22 protein-coding genes are annotated in these 24073 nt (G+C 64.5%); 2 read left to right on the forward strand and 20 right to left on the reverse strand.

Translation table 11 applies throughout. The features are described 5' to 3' along the window. Positions 1-26: 26 nt before the first annotated feature. The 14 genes from H3H51_RS19650 to puuE form a co-directional block, all read right to left on the reverse strand. Positions 27-1007, reverse strand: a complete 981-nt coding sequence (locus H3H51_RS19650; RefSeq protein ID WP_183090764.1) for a 2-oxoglutarate and iron-dependent oxygenase domain-containing protein — start codon at positions 1005-1007, stop codon at positions 27-29. A 190-nt stretch (positions 1008-1197) separates the two neighbouring features. Then, a complete protein-coding gene (locus H3H51_RS19655; protein ID WP_183090765.1) occupies positions 1198-2280 on the reverse strand; it encodes a BMP family ABC transporter substrate-binding protein in 1083 nt (360 codons plus the stop codon). A 210-nt stretch (positions 2281-2490) separates the two neighbouring features. After that, positions 2491-3846 carry an 8-oxoguanine deaminase gene (locus tag H3H51_RS19660; RefSeq protein WP_183090766.1) on the reverse strand — a complete coding sequence of 452 codons (1356 nt, stop codon included), beginning with the start codon at positions 3844-3846 and terminating at the stop codon, positions 2491-2493. An 81-nt stretch (positions 3847-3927) separates the two neighbouring features. Further along, a complete protein-coding gene (locus tag H3H51_RS19665; protein ID WP_183090767.1) occupies positions 3928-4614 on the reverse strand; it encodes an SDR family oxidoreductase in 687 nt (228 codons plus the stop codon). Between the two features lie 72 nt (positions 4615-4686). Beyond that, entirely contained in the window at positions 4687-5613 is a 927-nt protein-coding gene (locus H3H51_RS19670; RefSeq protein WP_183090768.1) for an ABC transporter permease, read from the reverse strand. Positions 5614-5657: 44 nt separating this feature from the next. Then, positions 5658-6764 carry an ABC transporter permease gene (locus H3H51_RS19675; protein WP_183090769.1) on the reverse strand — a complete coding sequence of 369 codons (1107 nt, stop codon included), beginning with the start codon at positions 6762-6764 and terminating at the stop codon, positions 5658-5660. An 11-nt stretch (positions 6765-6775) separates the two neighbouring features. Beyond that, positions 6776-8317, reverse strand: a complete 1542-nt coding sequence (locus H3H51_RS19680) for an ABC transporter ATP-binding protein (RefSeq protein ID WP_183090770.1) — start codon at positions 8315-8317, stop codon at positions 6776-6778. A gap of 162 nt (positions 8318-8479) precedes the next feature. Continuing rightward, positions 8480-9139: a TetR/AcrR family transcriptional regulator gene (locus H3H51_RS19685; protein WP_183090771.1), complete on the reverse strand. Its 660-nt coding sequence runs from the start codon at positions 9137-9139 to the stop codon at positions 8480-8482. Positions 9140-9207: 68 nt separating this feature from the next. Continuing rightward, the gene (locus tag H3H51_RS19690) at positions 9208-10575 is read right to left on the reverse strand and encodes a uracil-xanthine permease family protein (RefSeq protein WP_183090772.1); all 1368 of its coding nucleotides are present in this window, start codon (positions 10573-10575) and stop codon (positions 9208-9210) included. Between the two features lie 362 nt (positions 10576-10937). Next, positions 10938-12119 (reverse strand): urate hydroxylase PuuD, encoded by a 1182-nt coding sequence (locus tag H3H51_RS19695; protein ID WP_183090773.1) that lies wholly within the window; start codon positions 12117-12119, stop codon positions 10938-10940. 4 nt (positions 12120-12123) lie between these two features. Beyond that, a complete protein-coding gene (locus H3H51_RS19700; protein ID WP_183090774.1) occupies positions 12124-12639 on the reverse strand; it encodes an ureidoglycolate lyase in 516 nt (171 codons plus the stop codon). Positions 12640-12739: 100 nt separating this feature from the next. Continuing rightward, the gene (alc, locus tag H3H51_RS19705; RefSeq protein ID WP_183090775.1) at positions 12740-13732 is read right to left on the reverse strand and encodes an allantoicase; all 993 of its coding nucleotides are present in this window, start codon (positions 13730-13732) and stop codon (positions 12740-12742) included. A gap of 15 nt (positions 13733-13747) precedes the next feature. Beyond that, entirely contained in the window at positions 13748-14263 is a 516-nt protein-coding gene (gene uraD, locus H3H51_RS19710) for a 2-oxo-4-hydroxy-4-carboxy-5-ureidoimidazoline decarboxylase (RefSeq protein ID WP_183090776.1), read from the reverse strand. Then, on the reverse strand, positions 14260-15189 hold the full coding sequence (gene puuE, locus H3H51_RS19715; protein WP_183090777.1) for an allantoinase PuuE: 930 nt from the start codon (positions 15187-15189) through the stop codon (positions 14260-14262). The genes uraD and puuE overlap by 4 nt, the downstream gene beginning before the upstream one ends. A 158-nt stretch (positions 15190-15347) precedes the next feature. Here puuE and uraH point away from each other — a divergent pair, with 158 nt between their 5' ends. Then, a complete protein-coding gene (gene uraH / locus H3H51_RS19720) occupies positions 15348-15701 on the forward strand; it encodes a hydroxyisourate hydrolase (protein WP_183090778.1) in 354 nt (117 codons plus the stop codon). Positions 15702-15734: 33 nt separating this feature from the next. Here the strand turns inward: uraH and guaD are convergent, their stop codons facing one another. The 4 genes from guaD to xdhA all read right to left on the reverse strand — a co-directional run bounded on the left by guaD (position 15735) and on the right by xdhA (position 21770). Next, a complete protein-coding gene (guaD, locus tag H3H51_RS19725; protein WP_183090779.1) occupies positions 15735-17045 on the reverse strand; it encodes a guanine deaminase in 1311 nt (436 codons plus the stop codon). Between the two features lie 108 nt (positions 17046-17153). Then, positions 17154-17993 (reverse strand): xanthine dehydrogenase accessory protein XdhC, encoded by an 840-nt coding sequence (xdhC, locus tag H3H51_RS19730; RefSeq protein WP_183090780.1) that lies wholly within the window; start codon positions 17991-17993, stop codon positions 17154-17156. Beyond that, positions 17990-20338: a xanthine dehydrogenase molybdopterin binding subunit gene (gene xdhB, locus H3H51_RS19735; RefSeq protein ID WP_183090781.1), complete on the reverse strand. Its 2349-nt coding sequence runs from the start codon at positions 20336-20338 to the stop codon at positions 17990-17992. Before xdhB ends, xdhC begins: the two co-directional genes overlap by 4 nt. Beyond that, the gene (xdhA, locus tag H3H51_RS19740; RefSeq protein WP_183090782.1) at positions 20331-21770 is read right to left on the reverse strand and encodes a xanthine dehydrogenase small subunit; all 1440 of its coding nucleotides are present in this window, start codon (positions 21768-21770) and stop codon (positions 20331-20333) included. The genes xdhB and xdhA overlap by 8 nt, the downstream gene beginning before the upstream one ends. Before the next feature lie 400 nt (positions 21771-22170). On the opposite strand from xdhA, the gene nfuA reads away from it, so the two are divergent. Continuing rightward, a complete protein-coding gene (gene nfuA / locus H3H51_RS19745) occupies positions 22171-22755 on the forward strand; it encodes a Fe-S biogenesis protein NfuA (RefSeq protein WP_183090783.1) in 585 nt (194 codons plus the stop codon). 219 nt (positions 22756-22974) lie between these two features. Here nfuA and H3H51_RS19750 read toward each other — a convergent pair whose 3' ends face one another. Then, positions 22975-23415: an acetyltransferase gene (locus H3H51_RS19750; protein WP_183090784.1), complete on the reverse strand. Its 441-nt coding sequence runs from the start codon at positions 23413-23415 to the stop codon at positions 22975-22977. 83 nt (positions 23416-23498) lie between these two features. Further along, positions 23499-23921: a VOC family protein gene (locus tag H3H51_RS19755; protein ID WP_183090785.1), complete on the reverse strand. Its 423-nt coding sequence runs from the start codon at positions 23919-23921 to the stop codon at positions 23499-23501. Positions 23922-24073 lie beyond the last annotated feature (152 nt).

The raw sequence follows: 24073 nt of genomic DNA on the forward strand, positions 1-24073 counted from the left end.
TCGAGGCGACCGGCAGCCGTTTCGCCTCAGGCGCCGCTGGCGGCGGCCTGGCCCTCTTCGCGGCGATAGGCGTAGGTCTCGGCAAAGCGCGAGAGCATGTAGTCGCTGCAGGAAATCGGCGCGTATTTGGCCGGATGCGCGGCGTCCTGGCAACCCGGCAGGCAACTGATTTCGGTGTCCGGGTGCGGTTCGGCGAAGAACGGCATGGAGTAGCGGTCGACGCCCAGCGGGCTGATCACCCGGTGCGGGGTGGACTTGTAGTTGTCGTTGCTCCAGCGCGCCATCATGTCGCCGATGTTGACCACGAAGGTGCCGTCGATGGGCGGTGCATCAATCCACTCGCCTTGCAGGTTCTGCACCTGCAGGCCGCCGGCGTTATCCTGGTACAGCAGGGTCACACAGCCATAGTCGGTGTGTGCGCCGGCGCCTTGTTGCTCGGCGCAGCTGGCGGTCTGGCGTGGCGGGTAGTGGATCATGCGCAGCACGCTGATCGGCTGGTCGAAGCGCTGGTCGAAGAAGTCGCGCTCGATGCCCAACGCCAGGGTCATGGCGCGCAGCAGGGTCTTGGACAATTCGTGCATGTCCAGGTAGTGCTGTTCCATCAGCGCCTGCCAGCCGGCGATGTGCGGGTGGCGGTTGGGCCCGCGCAGCGGTTTGCCGGCGAGCACATCGGGATGTTCGGTGGGCAGGTGCAGGCCCATGTCGAAGGTTTCTTTCAGGTCGCTCGGCTTGCTCGGATCAAGCTGCTCGGTGGCGATGGCGCCATAGCCGCGGTGGTGCTCGGTCTGGGTGATGTCGATGCGCAGCTTTTCCTCGGCCGGGCGGGCGAAGAAGTCGATGGCGGCAGCTTTCAGTTCGGCGATGCGCGCGGCGCTGATCGGGTGGCCTTCGATGTAGAAGAAGCCCCAGTCGCGGCAGGCCTGGTCGATCTGCTTGGCCACGGCGGGCCAGCCGGCCGGGTCGGCGGCATACAGCGGGGAAATATCGATGATGGGTAGTGAGTTCATGGTTGCTCCTGGTGGGGTGTAGGTGCTGCGAGTCTTCTCGTACCCAGGGCAGCGAAAAGGGCGGAGGTTGAGTCCGCCCTTGGTGCGCGGTTCTCTTTGCAGAGGGACGGCGCGTGGTGCTCGTGCAGTGTTGCCGGAAACGACCCGGGTGGCGAATGCCGCGACCAGGGCCATTGCGGCAGGGTGGAGCTTATTTCGGGATTTGCGCGGTGATGCCTTTCACGTAGTAGTCCATGCCCGCCAGTTCGGCGTTGCTGGCGGTGGCGCCGGCCGGGATCTTGACGGTGCCGCTCTGGTCCATGATCGGGCCGGTGAACGGGTGGAAGGAACCGTCCTTGATGCTGGCGATGATCTTCTCGGCTTCGGCTTTCACGTCAGCCGGTACCAGGTCGCTGATCGGCAGTTCGATGGTGCCTTCTTTCAGGCCGCCCCAGTAGTCCTGCGGTTTCCAGTTGCCGTCGATAACCGCCTGGGTCGACTTGATGTAGTGCGGGCCCCAGTTGTTGACGATGGAGGTCAGTACGGCTTTCGGGCCGAAGTGGGCCATGTCCGAGGCATAGCCCACGGAGTAGACGCCACGGCGCTCGGCGGTCTGGATCGGGGCCGGGCTGTCGGTGTGCTGGAACACCACGTCGACACCCTGGTCGATCAGGGCGTTGGCGGCGTCGGCTTCTTTGCCCGGATCGAACCAGGAGTTGACCCACACCACTTTGATTTCGGTGCCCGGGTTGTACTTGTCGAGGGCCAGTTGGATCGAGTTGATGTCGCGGATCACTTCCGGAATCGGGAAGGAGGCGATGTAGCCGATCTTCTTGGTCTTGGTCATCTTGGCGGCGAGGAAACCACCGACGTAGCGGCCTTCATAGGAAGTGGCCAGGTAGGTACCGAGGTTCTTGTCCTGCTTGTAGCCCGTGGCGTGCTCGAAGGTGACCTTGGGGAACTGTTTGGCGACCTTGGCGGTGGGGTTCATGTAGCCGAACGAGGTGGTGAACACCAGGTCGTAGCCACCCTTGGCCATGTTGCGGATCACGCGCTCGGCGTCGGCACCCTCGGCCACGTTCTCGACGAAGCTGGTTTGCACTTTGTCGCCGAAGTGCTTGATCAGCTCCTGACGGCCTTGTTCGTGCTGGTAGGTCCAGCCGTGGTCGCCGATCGGGCCGACGTAGACGAAGCCGACCTTCAGCGGATCGGCGGCCAGGGCGCCGATGGAAGCGGTCAGGCCGATGGCCGCAGCGACACCGCGCACCAGGCTTTTCAGGGAGGATGTGGACATAGGGTGAAATGCTCCGTGTCTAGTTTTTCTGTGTTGGCCGGAAGAGGCGACAGGTGCAATGCAAAAAATTGACCAGAAGGACAATTTATCTCGCAAATCGATGAACAGCCGGTTCCACGCGGGTTCTCGGTGGGCTGAAGTTGTCCGTGTGGTCAATAACGGCGCGCACGAGGGCGCGCCGGGTTGAAACTGGTGCATGGGGTGGCGTCATCAGCCGGCGATCAGGCTACTGGCGGCCTGGCGATGGGCTGAGATCAGGGCGGCGACGTCGAGGCCTTCGATCTGCCCGTCGATCACTCGCCAGGTGCCGCCGACCATCACCCGGTCGGCACGGTCGGCGCCGCACAGCAACAGGGCTGAGAGCGGATCGTGGCTGCCGGAGAAGCGCAGCCCGTCGAGCTTGAACAGCGCCAGGTCAGCCTGTTTGCCGACGGCCAGCTCGCCGATGTCGCTGCGCCCGAGCAGCTTCGCCGAGCCGCGGGTGGCCCAGCCGAGGGCCAGTTCCGGAGTGATCTTCTCGGCGCCGTAGCGCAGGCGCTGCAGATAGAGCGCCTGGCGCGCTTCGAGGATCATGTTCGAGGCGTCGTTGGAGGCCGAGCCGTCCACGCCGAGGCCAATCGGCGCGCCGGCCGCCTCCAGTTCCAGGGTCGGGCAGATGCCCGAGGCCAGGCGCATGTTCGAGCTGGGGCAGTGGCAGATGCCAGTGCCGGCGGCGCCCAAGCGGGCAATTTCCTCGGCGTTGAAGTGGATGCCATGGGCGAGCCAGGTGCGGGGGCCGAGCCAACCGACGCTGTCTAGGTAATCGACGGTGCGCAGGCCGAAGCGCTGCAGGCAGAAGTCTTCTTCGTCGAGGGTTTCCGCCAGGTGGGTGTGCAGGCGCACGTCTTCACGCACCGCCATTTCGGCACTCGCCTGCATGATCTCGGTGGTCACCGAGAAGGGTGAGCAGGGCGCCAGGGCGATCTGGATCTGCGCACCGGCACCGCGTTGGTGGTACTGGCGGATCAGGCGCTGGCTGTCATCGAGGATGACTTGGCCTTGCTGCACGGTTTGCTGGGGCGGCAGGCCGCCGTCGGCTTCGCCCAGGGTCATCGAGCCACGGGTGAGCATGGCGCGCATGCCCAGCTCGCGCACGGCCTCGACCTGCACGTCGATGGCATCCTCCAGGCCCGCCGGGAACAGGTAATGGTGATCGGCCGCCGTGGTGCAACCGGACAACAGCAGCTCGGCCAGCGCCACGCGGCAGGCCAGCGCGAGCTTTTGCGGGGTCAGCCGTGCCCACACCGGGTACAGCGTCTTCAGCCAGGGGAACAACGGTTGGTTGACCACCGGCGCCCAGGCGCGGGTGAGGGTCTGGTAGAAGTGATGGTGGGTGTTGATCAGACCCGGCAGCACCACATGCTGGCTGGCGTCGAACACCTGGGCGCAAGGTTGCGCGGGCACCTGGCCGGCGGCCAGCAGTTCGACGATGACGCCATCGGCAATGACCAGGCCGCCACGGGCATCCTGGTCATTGGCGGTGAAGATGGCTTGCGGGTTCTTGATCCAGGTACGGGGTGCGGACACGGCCGGCTCCTCTGAAAGTGACGTTCAGGTTGGCCAGCTCAGTTATGCCCTGTCTGCTGATCCAGGGGCGCGTGGCGCGCGTTACCAGGGAATGGTTTGGCCCTGGTAGTCGATGAAGTGGTGACCACCGCGACCGGCGTAGAGCTCGATCTGCTGGACCAGGCCCTGGCAACTGCTGGCGATGTCGAGGGTGGCGCCGGGGCCGCCCATGTCGGTCTTGACCCAGCCCGGGTGCAGCGACAGCACCGTGGGACGGGGCTCGGCCAGGGTGCAGACGAAACTGTTGGTCAGCGAGTTCAGTGCTGCCTTGCTGGCCTTGTACAGGCCCAGGTCATTGCCTTCCGGGATGGTCACGCTGCCCAGCACCGAACTCATGAACGCCAGCACGCCGGTTTGTGGGCGAACTTGCGCGACCAGTCGCTCGGCCAGGCGGATCGGCGCGACCACGTTGGTCATGAACAGCTGGCCCAGCTCGGCTGCGGTGGCGGCGCTGCTGGACTGGTGCGCGGGGCCGAGGATCCCGGCGTTGACGAAGAGCAGGTCGAACACTTGGCCGTGCAGGCGCCGGGCGAGTGCATCCAGTGCCTGCGCATCGTCGATGTCGAGGGTTTCGATACGCACCCCGTCCAGCGCCTGCAAGGCGCTGGCGCCGTCCGGGTTGCGCACGGTGGCGGTGACCTGCCAGCCGTCAGCATGCAGTTGCTGCACCAGGCCCAGGCCGAGGCCGCGCGAGGCGCCGATGATCAGGGCGTTCCGGTTCGAGTTCATGGCGTCACTCCGCTGGGCAAAGATGCCAAGCATAACGCCGTGCGGGCGTTGCAGTCGCCTGCACGGCGCGTCTCAATGCCCGGGCTTCCACGGCTGGCCGAGGGAAACCGGGGCGAACAGGCGGGTCTTGATCGCATCGCGGGAGAGGATCACCAGCACCAGGATGGTCGCCACGTAAGGCAGCATCGCCAGCAGGTTGGACGGGACGCTGATGCCGATGCCCTGGGCCACCAGGTGCAGGATGCTGGCCAGGCCGAACAGGTAGGCGCCGAGCAGCACGCGGAACACTCGCCAACTGGCGAACACCACCAGGGCCAGGGCGATCCAGCCGCGCCCGGCGCTCATGTTTTCTGCCCACATCGGCGTGTAGGCCAGCGACAAGTAGGCCCCGGCCATGCCGGCCATGGCGCCGCCGAACAGCACCGCCAGGGTGCGCACGCGCAGCACGGGCAGGCCCATGGCGCTGGCCGCGTCGGGGTTCTCGCCGACGGCCTGGAGAATCAGGCCGATGCGGCTTTTCAGCAGCACCCAGGCGATCAGAGCGAACAGGGCGAAGGACAGGTAGACCAGCACATCCTGCTTGAACAGCATGTGGCCGATCAGCGGAATGTCGCTGAGCAGGGGAATGGCCACCGGCTCGAAACCACTGAGCGGCTTGCCGACCCAGGCGCTGCCGATGAAGGCCGACAGGCCGATGCCGAAAATGGTCAGGGCCAGGCCGGTGGCCACCTGGTTGGCCTGGCAACCCAGGGCCACCAGGGCGAACAGCGAGGCCAGCAGCATGCCTGCCAGGCAGGCCAGCAGCACGCCAAGCCAGAGGCTGCCGGTGGCGAAGGCGACGATGAAGCCGACCACCGCGCCGAACAGCATCATGCCTTCCTGGCCGAGGTTGAGTACGCCGCTTTTCTCGCAGATCAGTTCGCCGAGCGCGACCAGCAGCAGCGGCGTACCGCAGCGCACCATGGCAAACAGGATGTTGCCGAGCAGTTCCATGTCCATCAGTCAGATCTCGCAAGCGGTGAGCAGGGGGAGGTGCAGGTGCTTCATGCCAGTGCCTCCTGCGCTTTGCCGTCGGCCTGCGGCTTGCGCCACCAGGCCTTGAAACGCAGGCGATAGAGGATCAGCACATCGCAGGCGAGGAGGAAGAACAGCATCATCCCCTGGAACAGTTCGGTCAGGGATTGCGGCAGGTTGAGCTGCATCTGCGCGTTTTCCCCGCCCAGGTAGAGCAGCGCCATGAGCAGACCGGCGAACAGGATGCCGAGCGGGTTGAGGCGCCCGAGGAAGGCCACGGTGATGGCCGCATAGCCATAGCCTGGCGACACCTGTGGCACCAGTTGGCCGATCGGCCCGGTGACTTCGCTGACCCCGGCCAGGCCGGCCAGGCCGCCGCTGATCAACATGGCCAGCCAGACCAGGCGCTTCTCGCGAAAGCCCATCAGCCCGGCGGCGCGACGGTCGAGGCCGAGCACCTTGATCTGGAAACCCATGAAGCTCTTCGACAGCAGCACCCACACCGCCACGACGGCGAGCAGCACGAAGTACAGGCCGGCATGCACGCGGCCATCCTCGAACAGCTGCGGCAGGCGACTGGCATCACCGAACATGGCCGACTCGGGGAAGCTGAAGCCGTTCGGGTCCTTCAGCGGGCCGTGGACGAAGTACAGCAGCAGGTTGAGGGCGATGTAGTTGAGCATGATGGTGGTGAGGATTTCGTTGGCGTTGAACTGCGTGCGCAGCCACGCCGCCAGCGCGCCCCAGGCGGCGCCAGCGAGGGTGCCGATGACGATTACGCCGGCCAGTGCCCAGCGGCTTTCCCAGTCGATGATGTGCACCGCCAGGGCGCTGCCGGCCAGGGCGCCGATCAGCAGTTGACCCTCGGCACCGATGTTCCAGATGCGCGCCTGGTAGGCGACCGCCAGGCCGAGGGCGCAAAGCAGGATCGGCAGGGCCTTGATCAGCAGCTCGGAGACGCCGTAGAGGTCCTGGATCGGCTCGATCAGCAAGGTGTGGAAGGTCGCCAGCGGCGGATGGCCGAGGGCGGCGAACAGCAGGCTACCGCACAGCAACGTGAGCAGGCCGGCCAGCAGGGGCGAGAGCAGCAACATGCGACGCGATTGCTGCAAACGTGGTTCAAGAGTGAGGAACATCGGCAGTCTCTTCAGGCAGCGGCTTGCGGGTTGTCGAATTGACCAGCCATCCAGCGACCGACTTCGGCCACCGTGGTGTCAGCGGTGGCTTTCAGCGGGGATAGCTGGCCGCTGCACAGGGCACCGATGCGGTCGCTGATCTGGAACAGTTCATCGAGGTCTTCGGAAATCACCAGGATCGCCCCGCCGGCATCGCGCAGGGCGATCATGGCGCGGTGGATGGTGGCGGCTGCGCCGACGTCGACGCCCCAGGTCGGGTGCGCGGCGATCAGCAGCTTGGGCTCCTGCATCACTTCGCGGCCGAGGATGAATTTCTGCAGGTTGCCGCCCGACAGGCTGCGCGCCGGGGTTTGCGCATCCGGGGTCTTGACCCCGAAACGGCGGATGATTTCGTTGGCCAGCTTGAGCACCTTCTTGCGGCGGATCAGGCCATAGTCGATCAGGCCGAGGTGGAAGGAGGCGAGCAGGGCGTTGTCGGACAGGCTCATGTCCGGCACCGCGCCGTGGCCCAGGCGCTCGGCGGGGACGAAGGCCATGCCCAGGCGTCGGCGGGCGTCGGGGTGCAGGTTGGCCACCGGGCCGCCGTCGATGGTGATGCGCTCACGCTCGCCGTAGGCCAGCCGCTCTTCGCCGCTGAGCAGCGCGAGCAGCGCATCCTGGCCATTGCCGGCGACCCCGGCGATGCCGACGATCTCGCCGCTGCGTACTTCCAGGCGCAGGTTGCTCAGGGACGAACCGAACGGGTCGCTGTTGTTCCAGCTCAGGTCGTCCACGCGCAGGCGCGTCAGCCCACCCTGGACTTTCGGGTAGCTGGCTTCCAGGCCTTCGGCGTCGCCGACCATCAGCCGCGCCAGTTGCAGGTCGCTGCACTGGTTGGGGATGCACTGCCCGGAAACCCGGCCGCCGCGCAGCACCGTGGCGGTGTCGCAGAGGGCGCGTACTTCACCCAGCTTGTGGCTGATGAAGAGAATGCTGCAGCCCTCGCTCGCCAGGTGCTTGAGGGTGACGAACAGCTCGTCGACCTCCTGTGGGGTGAGCACCGAGGTCGGCTCATCCAGGATCAGCAGGCGGATGTCCTGCATCAGGCAGCGGATGATCTCCACGCGCTGACGCTCGCCGATCGACAGGCTGTGCACCAGGCGCTGCGGATCGACCTGCATGCCGTAGCGCGCTGACACCTCGCGGATGCGCGGCTCCAGCTGGCGCGGCGTACCGGCGGCCGTGCCCAGGGCCAGGGCGATGTTTTCCGCCACGCTGAGGGTCTCGAACAGCGAGAAGTGCTGGAAGACCATGCCGATGCCCAGGTCGCGCGCTTGCGCCGGGTCCTTGATCTGCACTGCCTGGCCCTGCCAGACAATGCGCCCGGAATCGGGCTGGGTTACCCCGTAGATGATCTTCATCAGGGTGCTTTTGCCTGCACCGTTCTCGCCGAGCAGGGCGTGGATTTCACCGGGAGCGATGCTCAGGTCGATGGCGTCGTTGGCCAGGCAGCCGGGGTAGCGCTTGGTGATGGCGTGCAGTTCCAGGCGGGAGGCGGGCGGGCTGGAAGACATGGTGAACTCACTGCGAGGTGGTAGGTTGAGTTGGCTAAAGCAAAAACTTGGCCAGGTGGTCAGAAAGAGTCGATGGCGCGGTTTTCCAGGCTGCACGGGCATGGCGTTGGCACGATTGCGGAGCAGGGCGCGGCGACGCTGGTCATTCCTGGTGCGTGTGCTTCAGGCCGGTGGTTGCAGGCCGCAGCCCTTGAGGATGATGTGGGTGAGGGTCTGGCAGGCGCTGTCGAAGTCGCTCTGCTGCAGGCTGTCCTTGCCGTTGACCTGGCAGATCTGCGCGGCGAAGTCGGCGTAGTGCTGGGTGCTGCCCCACAGCAGGAAGATCAGATGTTCGGGGGTAACCGGGTCGATCTTCCCTGCATCAATCCAGCCCTGGAACACCGCTGCCCGGCTGTTGAACCAGGTGCGATAGTCCTGGTTGAAGTACTGGCTCAGGTGCGGCCCGCCGCTGATCACTTCCATGGCGAAGATGCGTGAGGCCTGCGGATGGTGACGGGAGAACTCCAGCTTGGCCTGGATGTAGTGCGACAGCGCCAGGGCCGGGTCGTCGTCCACGGTGAGGTTGTTGAAGGTGCTGTCCCACAGCTCGATGATGTTGGCCAGGGTCGCCAGATACAGGCCCAGCTTGTTGCTGAAGTAGTAGTGCAGGTTGGCCTTGGGCAAGCCGGCCTTGAGGGCGATGGTGTTCATGCTGGTGCCCTTGAAGCCGTTGCGGGCGAACTCTTCTTCGGCCGCGAGGAGGATCACTTCCTCGTTCTTCTGGCGGATGCGCCCAGCGGGTTTTTCCGTGCTGATGTTGTGTGCGGGGACGAAGAAATTCATGGTGCGTCTCGCTCTGTCTGAAGGCTGGCGGCGGGACATTGGTCCCGCCGCAGTGGAACGGCTGCTACTCAGTGCTTACCGAGCAAGGGTTCGGCGCTGGTCGTCGGGCGCTCGGCGGGCAGTAGCAGGCTGAGCACGATGGCGGTGAGGCCGCCGCAGGTAATCGCCGAGTCGAACAGGTTCTGCACCAGCTTGGGCAGGTGATGCAGCAGGGTCGGTTGCGCCGCCACGCCCAGGCCGATGCCCAGCGAGGCGGCAATGATCAGCAGGCTGCGGCGATCCAGTTCGGCCTGGGACAGGATGCGGATACCGGCGGCCGCCACGCTGCCAAACATCACCAGGGTGGCGCCGCCGAGCACCGGCTTGGGGATCTGCTGGAGGATCGCGCCGATCAGCGGGAACAGGCCGAGCACGAACAGCAGCGCGCCGATGTACAGGCCCACATAGCGGCTGGCCACGCCGGTGAGCTGAATCACCCCGTTGTTCTGCGCGAAGGTGGTGTTGGGGAAGGCGCTGAAGGTGGCCGCCAGCAGGCAGCTGACCCCGTCACCGAGCACGCCGCCCTTGAGCCGGCCGACATATTCCGGGCCTTCGATCGGGCGGCGCGAGAGCATGCAGTTGGCGGTCAGGTCGCCGACGGTCTCGATCGAGCTGATCAGGTAGATCAGCGCCACCGGCAGGAAGGCGGTCCAGTCGAACGAGAAGCCGAAGCGGAATGGCAGCGGCACGCTGATCAGTGGCAGGTCGGGCAGGGCATGGGGCACCAGTTTGCCGCTGAACCAGGCGGCCAGGCTGCCGACGGCCAGGCCGATGATGATCGACGACAGGCGCACCCAGGGCTTGCTCGAGCGGTTGAGCAGGATGATGGTGGCGAGTACCAGGCTGCCCAGGGCGAGGTTGCCCGGCGCGCCGAAGTCCGGGGCGTTGAAGCCGCCGCCGAGGTCGGTGATGCCGACCTTGATCAAGCTGACGCCGATCAGGGTGATGACGATGCCGGTTACCAGTGGGGTGACGATGCGGCGCAGCTTGCCGATGAAGCGGCTGAGGACGATCTGCACGAAGGCGCCGAAGAAGCACACGCCGAAGATCATCGCCAGGATGTCCTCCGGGCTGCCGCCGCGGCTCTTGACGATGAATCCGGCCGACAGCACGGCACCGAGGAAGGCGAAGCTGGTGCCCTGCAGGCAGATCATCCCGGCGCCGATGCCGAACGGGCGGCGCGCCTGGATGAAGGTGCCGACACCGGAGACCATCAGCGCCATGCTGATCAGGTAAGGCAAGTGCGCGGCGAGACCGAGGGCCGAACCGATCACCAGGGGCGGGGTGATGATGCCGACGAAGCTGGCGAGGATGTGTTGCAGTGCGGCGAAGAGGGCAGGCAAGGGCCGGGGGCGGTCTTCCAGGCCATAGAGCAGGTCGGAGTGGTGGCTGGTCATTTCGGGTCTCGAACTCGGGTGCTGGAATCGGCCTTGCGGTCGGATGACAGCGTACTTGCAAGTTCTTGACCAATTGATCAGTAAAGACGTTTCAGCCTTTATTTACGTGGCCTGCAGGCTGGTGCGCCTGGTCGGTTCACTGGCTGAATGTGCCCGCTGAGGGTGCGGGCTGCACCCTCAGTGGGCAGCTGTAGTGGCTGTTTGTGATCTGCTGACAAGGGCCAAGACTGTGCTTGCTCAGGCTTGCGCTTGGTTCGGTTTCAGGGCGCTTTGAACAATCCGTCATTGCTGCTCTGGCGGGAGTCCAGATGCACCGTGGCACCTGGGCTCCCACCTTCGGGGGAGCGACGGTCTGTGGGCTCTCAGTCGAGGTGGGCGCCCGCGCTGATCCAGGCGCCGAGCTGGTCGCGCTCCGCCTGGGTCATCTGGGTCATGTTGCCGAGCGGCATGACCTGGGTGTCCACCGCCTGTGCCTTGATCCGTGCTGCCAACTGCTGGATTTGCTGCGGGGTGTCGAACATCACCCCGGCGGGGGCGGTGCTGAACATCGGGCTGGTCGGTTTGGCCGAATGGCAGCTCAGGCAACGCTGCGTGACGATGGCCTGTACCGCTATGAACGGGTTGGCCGGCGCAGCCGCCACGGGGGCGCTGGGTTTCGGTGCGCTGACGAAGGCCAGGCAGAGCATGCCAACGGCGGCGGCGGGCAGGGTCCAGGCGAATTTCTGGCTGTGGTGGCGGGTGTTGAAGTAGTGCCGTACGCCAATCGACAAGGCCGCGATGGCGGCCAGCAGCAGCCAGTTCCAGGCACTGCCGTAGGTGCTGGGGAAGTGGTTGCTGATCATGATGAACAGCACCGGCAGGGTGAAGTAGTTGTTGTGTCGCGAGCGCAGCAGGCCCTTGGCGGGCAGCGCCGGGTCCGGCTCACGACCGGCTTCGATGGCGGCGACCAGCGCCCGCTGCGCCGGCATGATGGTGCGAAACACGTTGCCGACCATGATGGTGCCGATCAGGGCGCCCACATGCAGGTACGCGCCCCGGCCGCTGAATACCTGGCTGTAGCCCCACGCGGCGGCCACCAGCAGCACGAACAGCACGATACCGAGCAACAGTGGCTTGCGCCCCAGCGGCGAGTCGCAGAGCTGGTCGTACACCAGCCAGCCGAGCAGCAGCGAACCGAGGCCGATGGCGATGGCCGCGGCAGGCGCCAGGCTGCTGCCGGGGGCGATCAGGTACAGCGTCGGGTTGAGGTAGAACACCACGCCCAGCAGGGCCACGCCGGACAGCCAGGTGCAGTAGGCCTCCCACTTGAACCAGTGCAGGGTCTGCGGCATTTGCGGCGGTGCCAGCTTGTACTTTTCCAGGTGGTAGATGCCGCCACCGTGGATGGCCCACAGGTCGCCGGACAGGCCTTCACGCGGGTTGCTGCGGTCCAGGTGGTTTTCCAGCCAGACGAAGTAGAAGGAGGCGCCGATCCAGGCAATGCCGAAAATCATGTGCGACCAGCGCACCACGAGATTCAGCCATTCGATCAGGTGTGCTTCCAAGGTGTTATCCCCTGTGTACGGAGGCCGGGTCGAGCAGCCAGTGCTCGGCCTCGGCGAAGAAGTGTTCATCACAGTTGTTGCCGGGGCCGGCGCGGTCGATCACCAGGAAGTCGTCCTCGGCGGCCAGGCACAGCACCGGGTGGTGCCATACGCCTTTGCCGTAGTTGACGCCCTGGCGACCATCGCTGAGAAAGGCCCGCACCTGGCTGCTGTGGGGCTGCTCGCCAGGCGGCGCAACGACGATCAGGAACGGCTGGCCACGCAGCGGCATGAAGGCCTGGCTGCCCAGCGGGTGCCGTTCGAGCATGCCGATGGTCAGCGGCATGGGCAGCGCCGTGGCGCGGAAGATGCTGATGATTGCCGCATCGTCCGGGCCGCTGGTCTGCACCTCGGCCTGGCGGTGATAGCGCCGGGTCGAGCCGTTGTTGATCATGAAAAAATCACGCCCCTCGGCTTCGATCACCTCGCCGAACGGGGCGAAGGCTTGGGCAGTGAGCGGTTCGATGGTCAGGGTGCGCATGGTTGTTCTCGCAGGGAGTGCGACGTTGTAGGAGGGGCCTTGGCCGCGACCGGGCGCAACGCCAGAGCGTCGCGGCCAAGGCCCCTCCTACGGGTGTGGGTCATCGGGCCAGCTTGCCGAACAGGCGCAGTCGGCTGACGCCGCCGTCCGGGAAGATGTTCAGGCGCACATGGGTTACCGGGCCCAGGTCATTAAGCGCGCTGAAGCGCTGCTCGGTGTTCATCTGCAGCTTCTGACTGGGCAGCAGTTCGCGCCAGAACAGGCTCTGGGTTTCGATCTGCGCATCGGTGCCGCCCTTCACGTAGGCCGCCTGGATCGAGCAGCTGTCCGGGTAGTTGCCCTTGTAGTGCAGGGTGTCGACCAGCACCTCTTCGATCACCCCGGCATGGCCGAGGGCGATGATCACCCAGTCGAAGCCCGGGCTGCGGCGACGTGCGGTTTCCCAGCCACCGCCCATGTTCTCCGCGCGGCCGGGGTTGAGGATGTTGCTCATGCTGCCGTAGTGCTCGTCGGAACAGGCGAGGGCGCGGCCACCGTTGAGGGCGGCGGCGAGGTCGAGGGTTTCGTCGTTGGCAGTCGACCAGTCGCGGTAGGGAATGCCGTACACGCGCAGGCGGGCAACGCCGCCGTCCGGGTAGATGTTCAGGCGCAGGTGGGTCCACGGGCGCTCGTCGTCGATGGCGTGCAGGTGGTGGCTGTTGCCTTGCAGGGCCACGGCGGGCAGCACTTCGCTCCAGGCGGTGCTGTCATCCGGGTCGCCACCGCCTTCGACGAAGCAGGCTTCGAGGGATGCGGACGGCGGGAAGTTGCCGGTGAAGAAACTGGTGTCGATGTCCACGCCCTTGATCGAGCCCGGTACGCCCAGGCGCAGCACGGCGAAGTCATAACCTTCGAAGCGCTTGCGGCGCGACTCCCAGCCATCCATCCATTTGCCGTTGTCGTCGTACACGCCGTCCTTCCACACCGCAGGGGTGGGTTGCAGCATGCGGTTGACCTCGGCGAACCAGTCGTCGGTGACGTAGATGGCGCGGGTGCCGAGGCGGGCGTCGGCGAGGTTGACGTATTTCTCGAAGGGGGCGGCGTAGGTCTTCACGGTGTCGGTATCCAGTCAGAGGGCTTGCAGGCGGAACAGGGCGATCTTGTTGATTTCCGCCAGGGCGGTGGCGAATTCCTGTTCCGGGGTGTGGTGGATGCGGGTTTCGAAGGCGGCGAGGATCTGCTGTCGGTTGCTGCCCTTCACCGCCTTGATGAAGGGGAAGCCGAAGCGCGCCTTGTAGGCGTCGTTGAGTTGGTTGAAACGGGCGAACTCCTCGGCGCTGCAATCCTGAATGCCGGCGCCGGCCTGCTCCGAGGTGGAGGCGGCGGTTAGCTCGCCGCGAATGGCGGCTTTGCCTGCGAGGTCCGGGTGGGCGTTGATCAGCGCCAGCTGCTCGTCGTGGCTGGCAGCCAGCAACACGGCGGCCATCTGCCCATGCAAGGCGTCGATGTCGTCGAAGCTCGCCGGCTCGCCGTGGTCATAAGTGCGCTCGGCGACCCAGGGCGAGTGCTCGTAGATATCGGCAAAAGCGGCGATGAACGCCTCGCGTGACAGCGTCGATGGAGTCAGCGTGTGGAAACGGTTCATGGCTTCACCGGCGGGCAGGGGTGCACGGTCTGCCAGTGGCGGGCGATGTCGACGCGGCGGGCGAACCACACGCGTTCATGGCTTTGCACGTAGGCGATGAAGCGCTGCAGGGCGGCCAGGCGGGCCGGGCGACCGAGCAGGCGACAGTGCATGCCGATGGAGAGCATCTTCGGCGCGCCGGCTTCCCCTTCGGCGTAGAGCACGTCGAAGGCATCCTTGAGGTAGGTGAAGAAGTCGTCGCCACTGTTGAAGCCCTGCACCTGGGTGAAGCGCATGTCGTTGGTGTCCAGGGTGTAGGGGATCACCAGGTGCGGCTGGCCATTCGGGGTGTTTTTTTCCCAGTACGGCAGGTCGTCGTCATAGGTGTCGCTGTCGTAGAGGAAGCCACCTTCTTCCATCACCAGGCGCCGGGTGTTGGGCCCGGTGCGGCCGGTGTACCAGCCCAGCGGGCGCTCGCCACTGATCTCGGTGAGGATGCGAATGGCCTCGGCCATGTGCGCGCGCTCCTCGGCTTCGGGCATGCCCTGGTAGTTGATCCAGCGCAGGCCGTGGCTGCAGATCTCATGGCCATCGGCGACCATCGCCTTGATCGCCTGCGGATGGCGCTGGGCGGCCATGGCCACGGCGAAGATGGTCAGCGGGATGCGCTGTTCGCGAAACAGCTTGAGCAGGCGCCAGAGCCCGGCGCGGCTACCGTATTCGTAGAGCGATTCCATGCTCATGTGGCGGGCGCCGGGCAGGGGCTGGGCGGCCACCATCTCGGACAGGAACGCTTCGGATTCGCCATCGCCGTGCAGGATGCAGCGCTCGCCGCCTTCCTCGTAATTGAGCACGAACGACAGGGCGATACTGGCCTCGCCGGGCCAGTGCGGATGGGGAGGCGTGTCGCCGTAGCCAATCAGGTCGCGGGGGTAGTCAGGGGCCAAGATGACCGTCCTCTTGTTGGATGGTGCACACTCCGTTGCAGCAGGTGTGCGGTGACTGGCAAGGGTATTGCAAAAAACTTGCCCGCTTGGTCAGGTATAGATGCTGGCCAGCCCCGCTGCCTGAACAGGCGGTACCGGTTAATCGAAAGGAGTGCGGTATGGGACGTTTGACCACCCACGTGCTGGATGCCACCCATGGCTGTCCGGGCAGTGATATCGAGCTGCAGTTGTACCGCGTGGACGGTGCCGCGCTGAGCCTGCTGGCCAGTCTGCGGACCAATGCTGACGGGCGTTGCGACGCGCCGTTGCTGGAGGGCGAGGCCTTCATGCGCGGCACCTACCAGCTGCATTTCGCGGTGGGGGATTACTATCGGGCGCGTGGTTTTGAGCTGCCGCAACCGGCGTTTCTCGACACCGTGGTGCTGCGTTTCGGGGTTGCCGACAGTGCGCAGCACTTCCATGTGCCGCTGCTGGTTTCGCCCTACAGCTATTCCACCTACCGCGGCAGCTGACCTGCTTTGGTGCCGGGCAAGCTGGCCGCTTGGTCAACTTGCTTCGCGCTGGTGCACACAGCGCCCGGCGGCGTAGGTGGCGCGGATGGCGCGGTCGTCGCCGAGGGTGATCAGGGCGAACAAGGTTTCCTCCAGGCTGTTGGACTGCTGTAGGCGGTAGTCGATCAGCGGCGTGGCCTTGAGGTCGAGGACGACGAAGTCGGCATCCTTGCCCGGCAGGAAGTTGCCCAGCTGGTCATCCAGATACAGCGCCTTGGCGCCGCCCAGGGTGGCCAGGTGCAGCAGCTTGAACGGATGGGTCTGGCGCCCGCGCAACTGGCCGACCTTGTAGGCCTCGGCCAGGGTCTGCAGCTGCGAGAAGCTGGTGCCGCCGCCGACATCGGTGCCCAGGCCGACGCGCACGCCGTGCTGCTCCATCTTCGCCAGATCGAACAGGCCGCTGCCAATGAACAGGTTGGAGGTGGGGCAGAACGACAGCGCCGAGCCGGTTTGCGCCAGGCGCTGGCATTCGCCGTCACACAGGTGGATGCCGTGGGCGAACACCGAGCGCGCACCGAGCAGACCGTGATGGTCGTACACATCCAGATAGCTGGTGCGCTCGGGGAACAGCGCCTTGATCCACTCCACTTCCTTGACGTTCTCCGACAGGTGCGTGTGCAGGTACAGGTCCGGGTACTCGCGCAGCAGGCGTGCGGCCTGGTCGAGCTGCTGCGGGCTGCTGGTCGGGGCGAAACGCGGCGTCACCGCATAGTGCAGGCGGCCTTTGCCGTGCCAGCGTTCGATCAGCGCCTTGCTTTCTGCATAGCCGCTTTCCGGGGTGTCGAGCAGGTAGTCCGGGGCATTGCGGTCCATCAGTACCTTGCCGGCGATCATGCGCAGGTCGCGGGCTTGGGCGGCGCTGAAAAAGGCATCCACCGACTGTGGGTGCACGGTGCCGAACACCAGCGCGGTGGTGGTGCCGTTGCGCAGCAGCTCCTTGAGGAAAACTTCGGCCACTTCGGCGGCGTGGGCCTCATCGGCGAATTGCGCCTCCACCGGAAAGGTGTAGGTGTTCAGCCAGTGCAGCAGGTCTTCGCCGTAGGCGCCGATCATGCCGGTCTGCGGATAGTGGATATGGGTGTCGATGAAGCCGGGGCAGAGCAGGGCGTCGGGGAAGTGCTGCACCGCCACCTCGGCTGGCAGCTGGGGCAACAGGTCGGCAGCCGGCCCGGCCTGGAGGATCTTGCCGTCCTGTACCAGCAGCAGGCCGTCGGCGAAGTATTCATGGCTGTGGGCGTCGCCCACGTCGGCGGGGTCGGCCAGGCTGTGCAACAGGGCACCGCGAAACGCTTGAATCGAACTCATGGGCTGTATTCGTCTTCCGGGGTTTTGTTTGGTAGGAGGGGCCTTGGCCGCGACCGGGAGCCACGCAAGAGCGTCGCGGCCAAGGCCCCTCCTACACGAGCGTTATGGTCAGGCCCGCCGCGAGCTGGGCAGCAGACGCGCCAGGGGTTGTTTGTCCTGGGCCGCTTGCGTGCCGAAATTGGCGTTGTAGGTGGCGATCACCTCGCCGGCGATGGACACGGCGATTTCCATCGGCAGCTTGCCTTTGACCTCGGCCAGGCCCATCGGGCAGCGCATGCGTTGCACCACGTCGCTGGCCAGGCCACGGTCGCGCAGGCGGTGTTCGAAGCGCGCGCGTTTGCTTTTCGAGCCGATCAGGCCGAACCAGGTGAAGTCGTTGCGCGCTAGGATGGCGGCCGTCAGCTCCAGGTCGAGTTGGTGGTTGTGGGTCATGACGATGAAGTAGGTGCCGGCGGGCTGGTTGGCCACTTCGTCCACCGGTTCGTCGCTGACGATGCGTTCGACGCCGCGCGGCAGGCTCTCGGGGAATTCGGCCTCGCGTGAGTCGATCCAGCGCACCTTGCACGGCAGGCTGGCGAGCAGCGGCACCAGGGCGCGGCCGACATGCCCGGCGCCGAACACGGCGATGCGTGCCTGGGCGCGGCCCATGGGTTCGAACAGCAGCACGGTGGCGCCGCCGCAGCACTGGCCCAGGCTGGCGCCGAGGGCGAAGCGCTCCAGGCGCGGCTGCTGGCTGGCGTCGGCGAGCATCTCGCGGGCGATCTGCAGGGCCTTGTACTCCAGGTGGCCGCCGCCAATGGTGTCGTGGCTGCGTGCGGCTGACACCACTATCTTCGCCCCGGCATTGCGCGGCGTGGAGCCTAACTCCTCGATCACAGTGACCAGCACGCAGGCTTCGTCCTGTTGTTGCAGGCTGGCCAGGGCTTCGATCCAGACGGTGCTGTTCATTGTGCTTGCCTCATCTGTTGCACGCCCCACAGCACCCGTTCCGGGGTGGCGGGGGCGTCGATATCCGGATGGATACGGTAGTCGGCGATGCTCGCCACGGCGTCCTTTATCGCGCACCAGGCGGCGATGCCGAGCATGAAGGGCGGCTCGCCGACGGCCTTGGAGTGGAACACCGTGTCTTCCGGGTTCTTGCGGTTCTCCACCAGTTTCACTCGCAGGTCGCCAGGCATGTCGGCGACGGTGGGGATCTTGTAGCTGGCCGGGCCGCTGGTCAGCAGGCGGCCCTTGGCGTCCCACACCAGCTCCTCGCAGGTCAGCCAGCCGACGCCCTGGATGAAGCCGCCTTCGACCTGGCCGATGTCGATGGCCGGGTTCAGCGAGGCGCCGACGTCATGCAGGATGTCGGTGCGCAGCAGCTTGTATTCGCCGGTCAGGGTGTCGACCAGCGCCTCGACGCACGCCAGCCCGTAGGCGAAGTAGTAGAACGGGTGGCCGCTGCCGCTGGCGCGGTCGTAATGGATCTTCGGCGTGCGGTAGTAGCCGGTGGACGACAACGACACCTGGCCGATCCAGGCCAGCCGCGCCAGCTCGTCGAACGGCAGCAGGTGCTCGCCGGCGCGGACCTGGTTGTTGCGAAACTCGACCTCGTTCGCCGGCACGTTGAAGTGGCGGGCGGCGAACTCGATCAGCCGCGTCTTGATGATCTCTGCGGCGTTCTGCGCGGCCTTGCCGTTCAAGTCAGTGCCGCTGCTGGCAGCGGTGGGTGAGGTGTTGGGCACCTTGTCGGTGTTGGTGGCGGTGATCTGGATGCGCTCGATATCCACCTGGAACACTTCGGCCACCACCTGGGCGACCTTGGTGTTGAGGCCCTGGCCCATCTCGGTGCCGCCGTGGTTGAGGTGGATGCTGCCGTCGGTGTAGACGTGAATCAGCGCGCCGGCCTGGTTGAGGAAGCTGGCGGTGAAGCTGATGCCGAACTTCACCGGGGTCAGCGCCAGGCCTTTCTTCAGCACCGGGCTGGCGGCGTTGAACGTGCGGATCGCGGCGCGGCGGGCGTGGTAGTCGCTGCTGTCTTCCAGTTCGGCGGTCATTTCCGCCAGCAGGTTGTGCTCGACGGTCTGGCCGTAGTGGGTGACGTTGCGCGTGTCCTTGCCGTAGTAGTTGCGCTTGCGCACTTCCAGCGGGTCGAGGCCGAGGTGGCGGGCGATGCGGTCCATCACTTCCTCGATCGGCAACATGCCCTGGGGGCCGCCAAAGCCGCGGTAGGCGGTGTTGGACGCGGTGTTGGTCTTGCAGCAGTGGCCGTTGATCAGCGCCGCGCCGAGGAAGTAGGCGTTGTCGGCGTGGAACATCGCGCGGTCGACGATGGAGCGCGACAGGTCCGGCGAGTAACCGCAGTTGCCGGCCAGGTCCATGTGGGTGGCCAGCAGGCGGCCGTCATCATCGAAGCCGATGTCGTACTCGATGTAGAAGGGGTGGCGCTTGCCGGTCATGTGCATGTCTTCGAAGCGCGGCAGGCGCATCTTCGCCGGGCGCCCGGTTAGGCGCGCGACTACGGCGCACAGGCAGGCCGGGCTGGCGGCCTGGGTTTCCTTGCCGCCAAAGCCGCCGCCCATGCGGCGCATGTCGACCACCACCTTGTGCATTGGCACGCCGAGCACCTCGGCCACCAGTTTCTGCACTTCGGTGGGGTTCTGCGTGGAGCAATACACCAGCATGCCGCCGTCTTCGGTGGGCAGCACCGACGACACCTGGGTTTCCAGGTAGAAGTGTTCCTGGCCGCCGATATGCAGCTGGCCTTGCAGACGGTGGGGCGCGCTGGCCAGGGCGGCGGGCGCATCGCCACGGCGCTGCTGGTGGCTGTCCACCACGTAGTGCTGGTTGCGCATGGCCTGCACCACGTCGAGCACCGGCTCCAGGTCCTGATATTCGACGATGGCGGCCATGGCGGCGCGGCGGGCGTTGTCCAGGCTGTCGGCGGCGACCGCGAGGATCGGCTGGCCAACGAACTGCACCAGGCCATCGGCCAGCAAGGGGTCGCCCGGCAACAGCGGGCCGATATCCAGTTGGCCCGGTACATCCGCATGGGTGATGACGATGGCCACGCCTGGCATGCCCCGGCACGGCGAAGTGTCGATGCGCGTAATGCGGGCATGGGCGCGCTCGCTGCGCAGGGCGTAGACGTGCAGCTGGTTGGGGAATTCCAGACGATCGTCGATGTAGATCGCTTCGCCGCTGACATGCTTGTCGGCGCTCTCGTGCTTGAGCGACTTGCCCACGCCGGTGGCGAGGCCCTGGCGGAACAGTTCGGCCAGCTGCTGCTGGTTCAGCGCGGGCTTATGCATGGTCGGTCACCCGGGTGGCGATGTGCGGCTGGGTCAGTTCCAGGTGGCAACGGCGCAGCAGGTTCTGCGCCACCAGCAGGCGGTATTCGCGGCTGGCGCGAAAATCGCTGAGCGGGTTGAAGTCCTGGGCCAGGGCGGCACAAGCGGCCTCCACCGTGGCACTGTCGAAGGGTTGTCCATGCAGCGCCTGCTCGCAGGCCGTGGCGCGCTTGGGAATGCCGGCCATGCCGCCGAAGGCGATGCGCACATCGCCCAGCGAGCCGTTTTCCAGTTGCAGGCTGAAGGCTGCGCAGACGGCGGAAATATCATCGTCCAGACGCTTGGAGACCTTGTAGGCGCGGAACTGCTGGCTGGCGATGGCGCGGGGCACGATCACCTTCTCGATGAATTCACCGGGTTGGCGGGCGGTCACCTTGTAGTCGAGGAAAAACGCTTCCAGGGGCAGGCTGCGACGTTGCTCACCCTGGCGCAGGACGAGGGTCGCGCCGAGGGCGATCAGCAGAGGCGGGGCGTCGCCGATGGGCGAGGCGTTGCCGATGTTGCCGCCGAGGGTGCCCTGGTTGCGGATCTGCAACGAGGCGAAGCGCTCCAGCAGGGCGCCGAAGTCCGGGTATTCGGCGGCGAGCATGGCATGGCAATCGCTCAGGGCGGCGCCGGCACCGATCTCGATGCAGTCGCCCAGCACCTCGATGTGCTTCAGTTCCTGGATATGGCCGACATGGATCAACAGCGGCAACTCGCGGTGGAACTGGGTGATTTCCAGCGCCAGGTCGGTGCCGCCGGCGACCAGGCGGGCCTCGGGGTGGGCGACGAACTGGCTGGCCAGCTCGTCGCTGCTGGTGGGTAGCAGGCAGCGGTGGCCGTTGTGCTGTAGCTCATCGCCGGGCTGGGCGGCAATGGCGCGCAGGCGGGCAATCACCTCAGCTTCGCCGGCGTCGAAGGAGTCAGGTTGTCGCTGGCTGCAGGCCTGTTCGGCGGCGGCGAGAATCGGCCGATAGCCGGTGCAGCGGCACAGGTTGCCGGAGAGCGCCTGGTGAGTGGCGTGGGGATCGTACTGCTGCACGCCTTTCTGCAGGGCGAACAGCGACATGACGAAACCAGGCGTGCAGAAGCCGCATTGCGAGCCGTGGCAGTCGGCCATGGCCTGTTGCACCTGATGCAGGCGGCCTTGCTGCTTGAGGTCCTCGACGCTGAGCAGTTGCTTGCCGTGCAGGCTGGCGATAAAGGTCAGGCAGGCATTGATCGCCCGGTAGCGCAGGCCCTGGCCATGCAATTCCACCAGCACCACGGTGCAGGCGCCGCAATCGCCCGAGGCGCAGCCTTCCTTGGTGCCGGTACGCCCGCGCACCTGGCGCAGGTAGTCCAGTACGGTAAGGTTGGGGTCCAGGTCGCGTTCTTCGCAGAGGCTCTGGTTGAGCAGAAAGCGCAGCATCAGCTCGATTCCCGTTGGTGGTTCAGGGTGTTCACAGCGACTTTCTCCACAGGCGGCTCAGCGTGTTGCAGTCATGTCCGTTTGACCTATTTCTGCAAGGTTTAGCTGAACCTGGATGGCGTAGTTGACCTTTTGGTCAGATATTCTCCTTTAAGCAATAACTGGGCCCGTCATTGCCGAGCCTTGTGTGGCGTGGTTTCGTCGGTTTTTCTGCCTCATCGGCCATCAGATACCTGACCACAATGGTGCAAGCGACCGCCATCAGCGCATGCTTGCGGGGCATTTGCTGGTGCCAAGGAGAGCCGTTGCACTGGACGGGAATTATTCCTACTAAAACACTAGGACTTTATCCAGGCTGGTCGATTGGCGTACACTGGCGCCATGTTTGCGAGGAGTTGCCATGACCGCCATCACCATTACCGACGCTGCCCACGACTATCTGGCTGATCTGCTGAGCAAGCAGAGCACGCCGGGTATCGGCATTCGCGTGTTCATCACCCAGCCGGGCACCCAGTACGCTGAAACCTGTATCGCCTACTGCAAGCCGGGCGAACAGAAGCCGGAAGACACTGCTATCGGCCTGGCCAGCTTCACCGCCTGGATCGATGCGGTCAGCGAGCCATTCCTGGACGATGCCGTGGTCGATTACGCCACCGACCGCATGGGCGGCCAGCTGACTATCAAGGCGCCGAACGCCAAAGTACCGATGGTCAACGAAGACAGCCCGATCACCGAGCGCATCAACTACTACCTGCAGACCGAGATTAACCCTGGTCTGGCCAGCCATGGCGGCCAGGTAACGCTGATCGACGTGGTCGACGAAGGCATTGCCGTGCTGCAGTTTGGCGGCGGCTGCCAGGGCTGTGGTCAGGCTGACTACACCCTCAAGGAAGGCATCGAGAAGACCCTGCTGGAGCGTATTCCTGAGCTCAAGGGCGTGCGTGATGTAACCGACCATACCAACAAGGAAAATGCCTACTACTAAGGCCAGTTGGTGATGAAAAAAGGCGACCTACGGGTCGCCTTTTTTCTGTCTGTCAGTTTTCTACAGAAATTTTTATTAAGGTGAAGTTTGGCGCCGCGATGTGGTGGCTGTGTTATCGGGCAGGGGCATCGGTAATAACTTCCTTTGCAGCTAATGATTAAGCTGAGAGGCAGGCTATAGCCCGTCCCAGCAAACGAACTGAGCGATTTGAGCGCACTCTTATATTTCAGTTAATTCCATATGGAGTAGTGGAAATGGATTGCCCTGCCCATCTAGTGGGGAGCGACCAGTTACACTGAAGCCTAAATGTTCATAAAATCCGGTTGCATCAGGGTTCTGTTCGTTAACATCAACTTTTCGAGCATCCTGGTTTTTTATGGCGTTCTTTAATAGTAGCGATCCGATGCCTTTGTTTCTGTGCAATGGAGATATAAAAAGCATTTCAATATTATGTGCTGCGACCCCGATGAAGCCAACAATTGCATTGCTTTCATCTTTAGCGACTCGCAAATCTACTGCGTCGAAATAGTGCTCAAGTATCAGAGGTTTAAGAGATTTAATATTATCTTCACCTAGGAAGTCATGTGTGGCGCGCACTGATGACTCCCAGATTTCTATTAATTTCAAATAGTCACTTTTTGTTGCTGTGTCGATATGCATGCGTACCTTAGGACTATAGCGATTAAGCTAAGGGGCCGGCTTCGCCGATCCCAGCGAACGGAGTGAGCGCTTTGAGCGCATTGTTAGAGGTTGCTTGCCAGAGCATTAACTTCGCCTTCAGGTGCGTGACAAGCAATGCAAATTTTGTTGCCATCAGGGTCTCTGAAGTATGCGCCGTAATAATTTTCATGATACTCAGGGCGCAAGCCTGGTTTACCCTCGCAAATACCACCGTTGATTAGCGCTGTTTTATGGGCGACATCAACTATTGCACGGTTTTTTGCTTGAAAAGCCACCATGCTGCCGTTGCCACAACTGTGCGGTTTTTCATTGTATGGTTTCCCTATGAGGAAAAGGGGTTGAGTGCCGCCAGCGCTATGCCAGCCGGCCCAAGGCCTATTTCGATCACAGAAACGAGTTTCTAGGTCCAAGCAAGACATTAAAGAGTTATAGAAAACTAAAGCACGCTCAAAGTCAGTGGCACCAAAAAATACATGCGAATACATGAGGGCTCCCTGTGGTGGCTTTGCAGCGTCTAACGATTAAGCTAAGGGGCCGGCTTTAGCCGGTCCCAGCGAACGAAGTGAGCGATTTGAGCGCATTGTTAGAAGAATGCTAAACACAGGTTTTCTCTTGGCATGCGGGTATGAAAACACAA

Origin of the sequence: Aquipseudomonas ullengensis, assembly GCF_014174475.1 — a bacterium.
Classification (GTDB): domain Bacteria; phylum Pseudomonadota; class Gammaproteobacteria; order Pseudomonadales; family Pseudomonadaceae; genus Aquipseudomonas; species Aquipseudomonas ullengensis.

Coding starts and splice junctions, on each gene's coding strand:
- H3H51_RS19755 (WP_183090785.1), bottom strand. CDS start 23,921: ATGTATTCGCATGTATTTTTTGGTGCCACTGACTTTGAGCGTGCTTTA.
- H3H51_RS19650 (WP_183090764.1), bottom strand. CDS start 1,007: ATGAACTCACTACCCATCATCGATATTTCCCCGCTGTATGCCGCCGAC.
- H3H51_RS19655 (WP_183090765.1), bottom strand. CDS start 2,280: ATGTCCACATCCTCCCTGAAAAGCCTGGTGCGCGGTGTCGCTGCGGCC.
- H3H51_RS19680 (WP_183090770.1), bottom strand. CDS start 8,317: ATGTCTTCCAGCCCGCCCGCCTCCCGCCTGGAACTGCACGCCATCACC.
- H3H51_RS19690 (WP_183090772.1), bottom strand. CDS start 10,575: ATGACCAGCCACCACTCCGACCTGCTCTATGGCCTGGAAGACCGCCCC.
- uraD (WP_183090776.1), bottom strand. CDS start 14,263: ATGAACCGTTTCCACACGCTGACTCCATCGACGCTGTCACGCGAGGCG.
- xdhA (WP_183090782.1), bottom strand. CDS start 21,770: ATGCTGCGCTTTCTGCTCAACCAGAGCCTCTGCGAAGAACGCGACCTG.
- H3H51_RS19700 (WP_183090774.1), bottom strand. CDS start 12,639: ATGCGCACCCTGACCATCGAACCGCTCACTGCCCAAGCCTTCGCCCCG.
- H3H51_RS19675 (WP_183090769.1), bottom strand. CDS start 6,764: ATGTTCCTCACTCTTGAACCACGTTTGCAGCAATCGCGTCGCATGTTG.
- xdhC (WP_183090780.1), bottom strand. CDS start 17,993: ATGAACAGCACCGTCTGGATCGAAGCCCTGGCCAGCCTGCAACAACAG.
- H3H51_RS19665 (WP_183090767.1), bottom strand. CDS start 4,614: ATGAACTCGAACCGGAACGCCCTGATCATCGGCGCCTCGCGCGGCCTC.
- xdhB (WP_183090781.1), bottom strand. CDS start 20,338: ATGCATAAGCCCGCGCTGAACCAGCAGCAGCTGGCCGAACTGTTCCGC.
- guaD (WP_183090779.1), bottom strand. CDS start 17,045: ATGAGTTCGATTCAAGCGTTTCGCGGTGCCCTGTTGCACAGCCTGGCC.
- H3H51_RS19685 (WP_183090771.1), bottom strand. CDS start 9,139: ATGAATTTCTTCGTCCCCGCACACAACATCAGCACGGAAAAACCCGCT.
- H3H51_RS19670 (WP_183090768.1), bottom strand. CDS start 5,613: ATGGACATGGAACTGCTCGGCAACATCCTGTTTGCCATGGTGCGCTGC.
- H3H51_RS19750 (WP_183090784.1), bottom strand. CDS start 23,415: ATGCATATCGACACAGCAACAAAAAGTGACTATTTGAAATTAATAGAA.
- uraH (WP_183090778.1), top strand. CDS start 15,348: ATGGGACGTTTGACCACCCACGTGCTGGATGCCACCCATGGCTGTCCG.
- nfuA (WP_183090783.1), top strand. CDS start 22,171: ATGACCGCCATCACCATTACCGACGCTGCCCACGACTATCTGGCTGAT.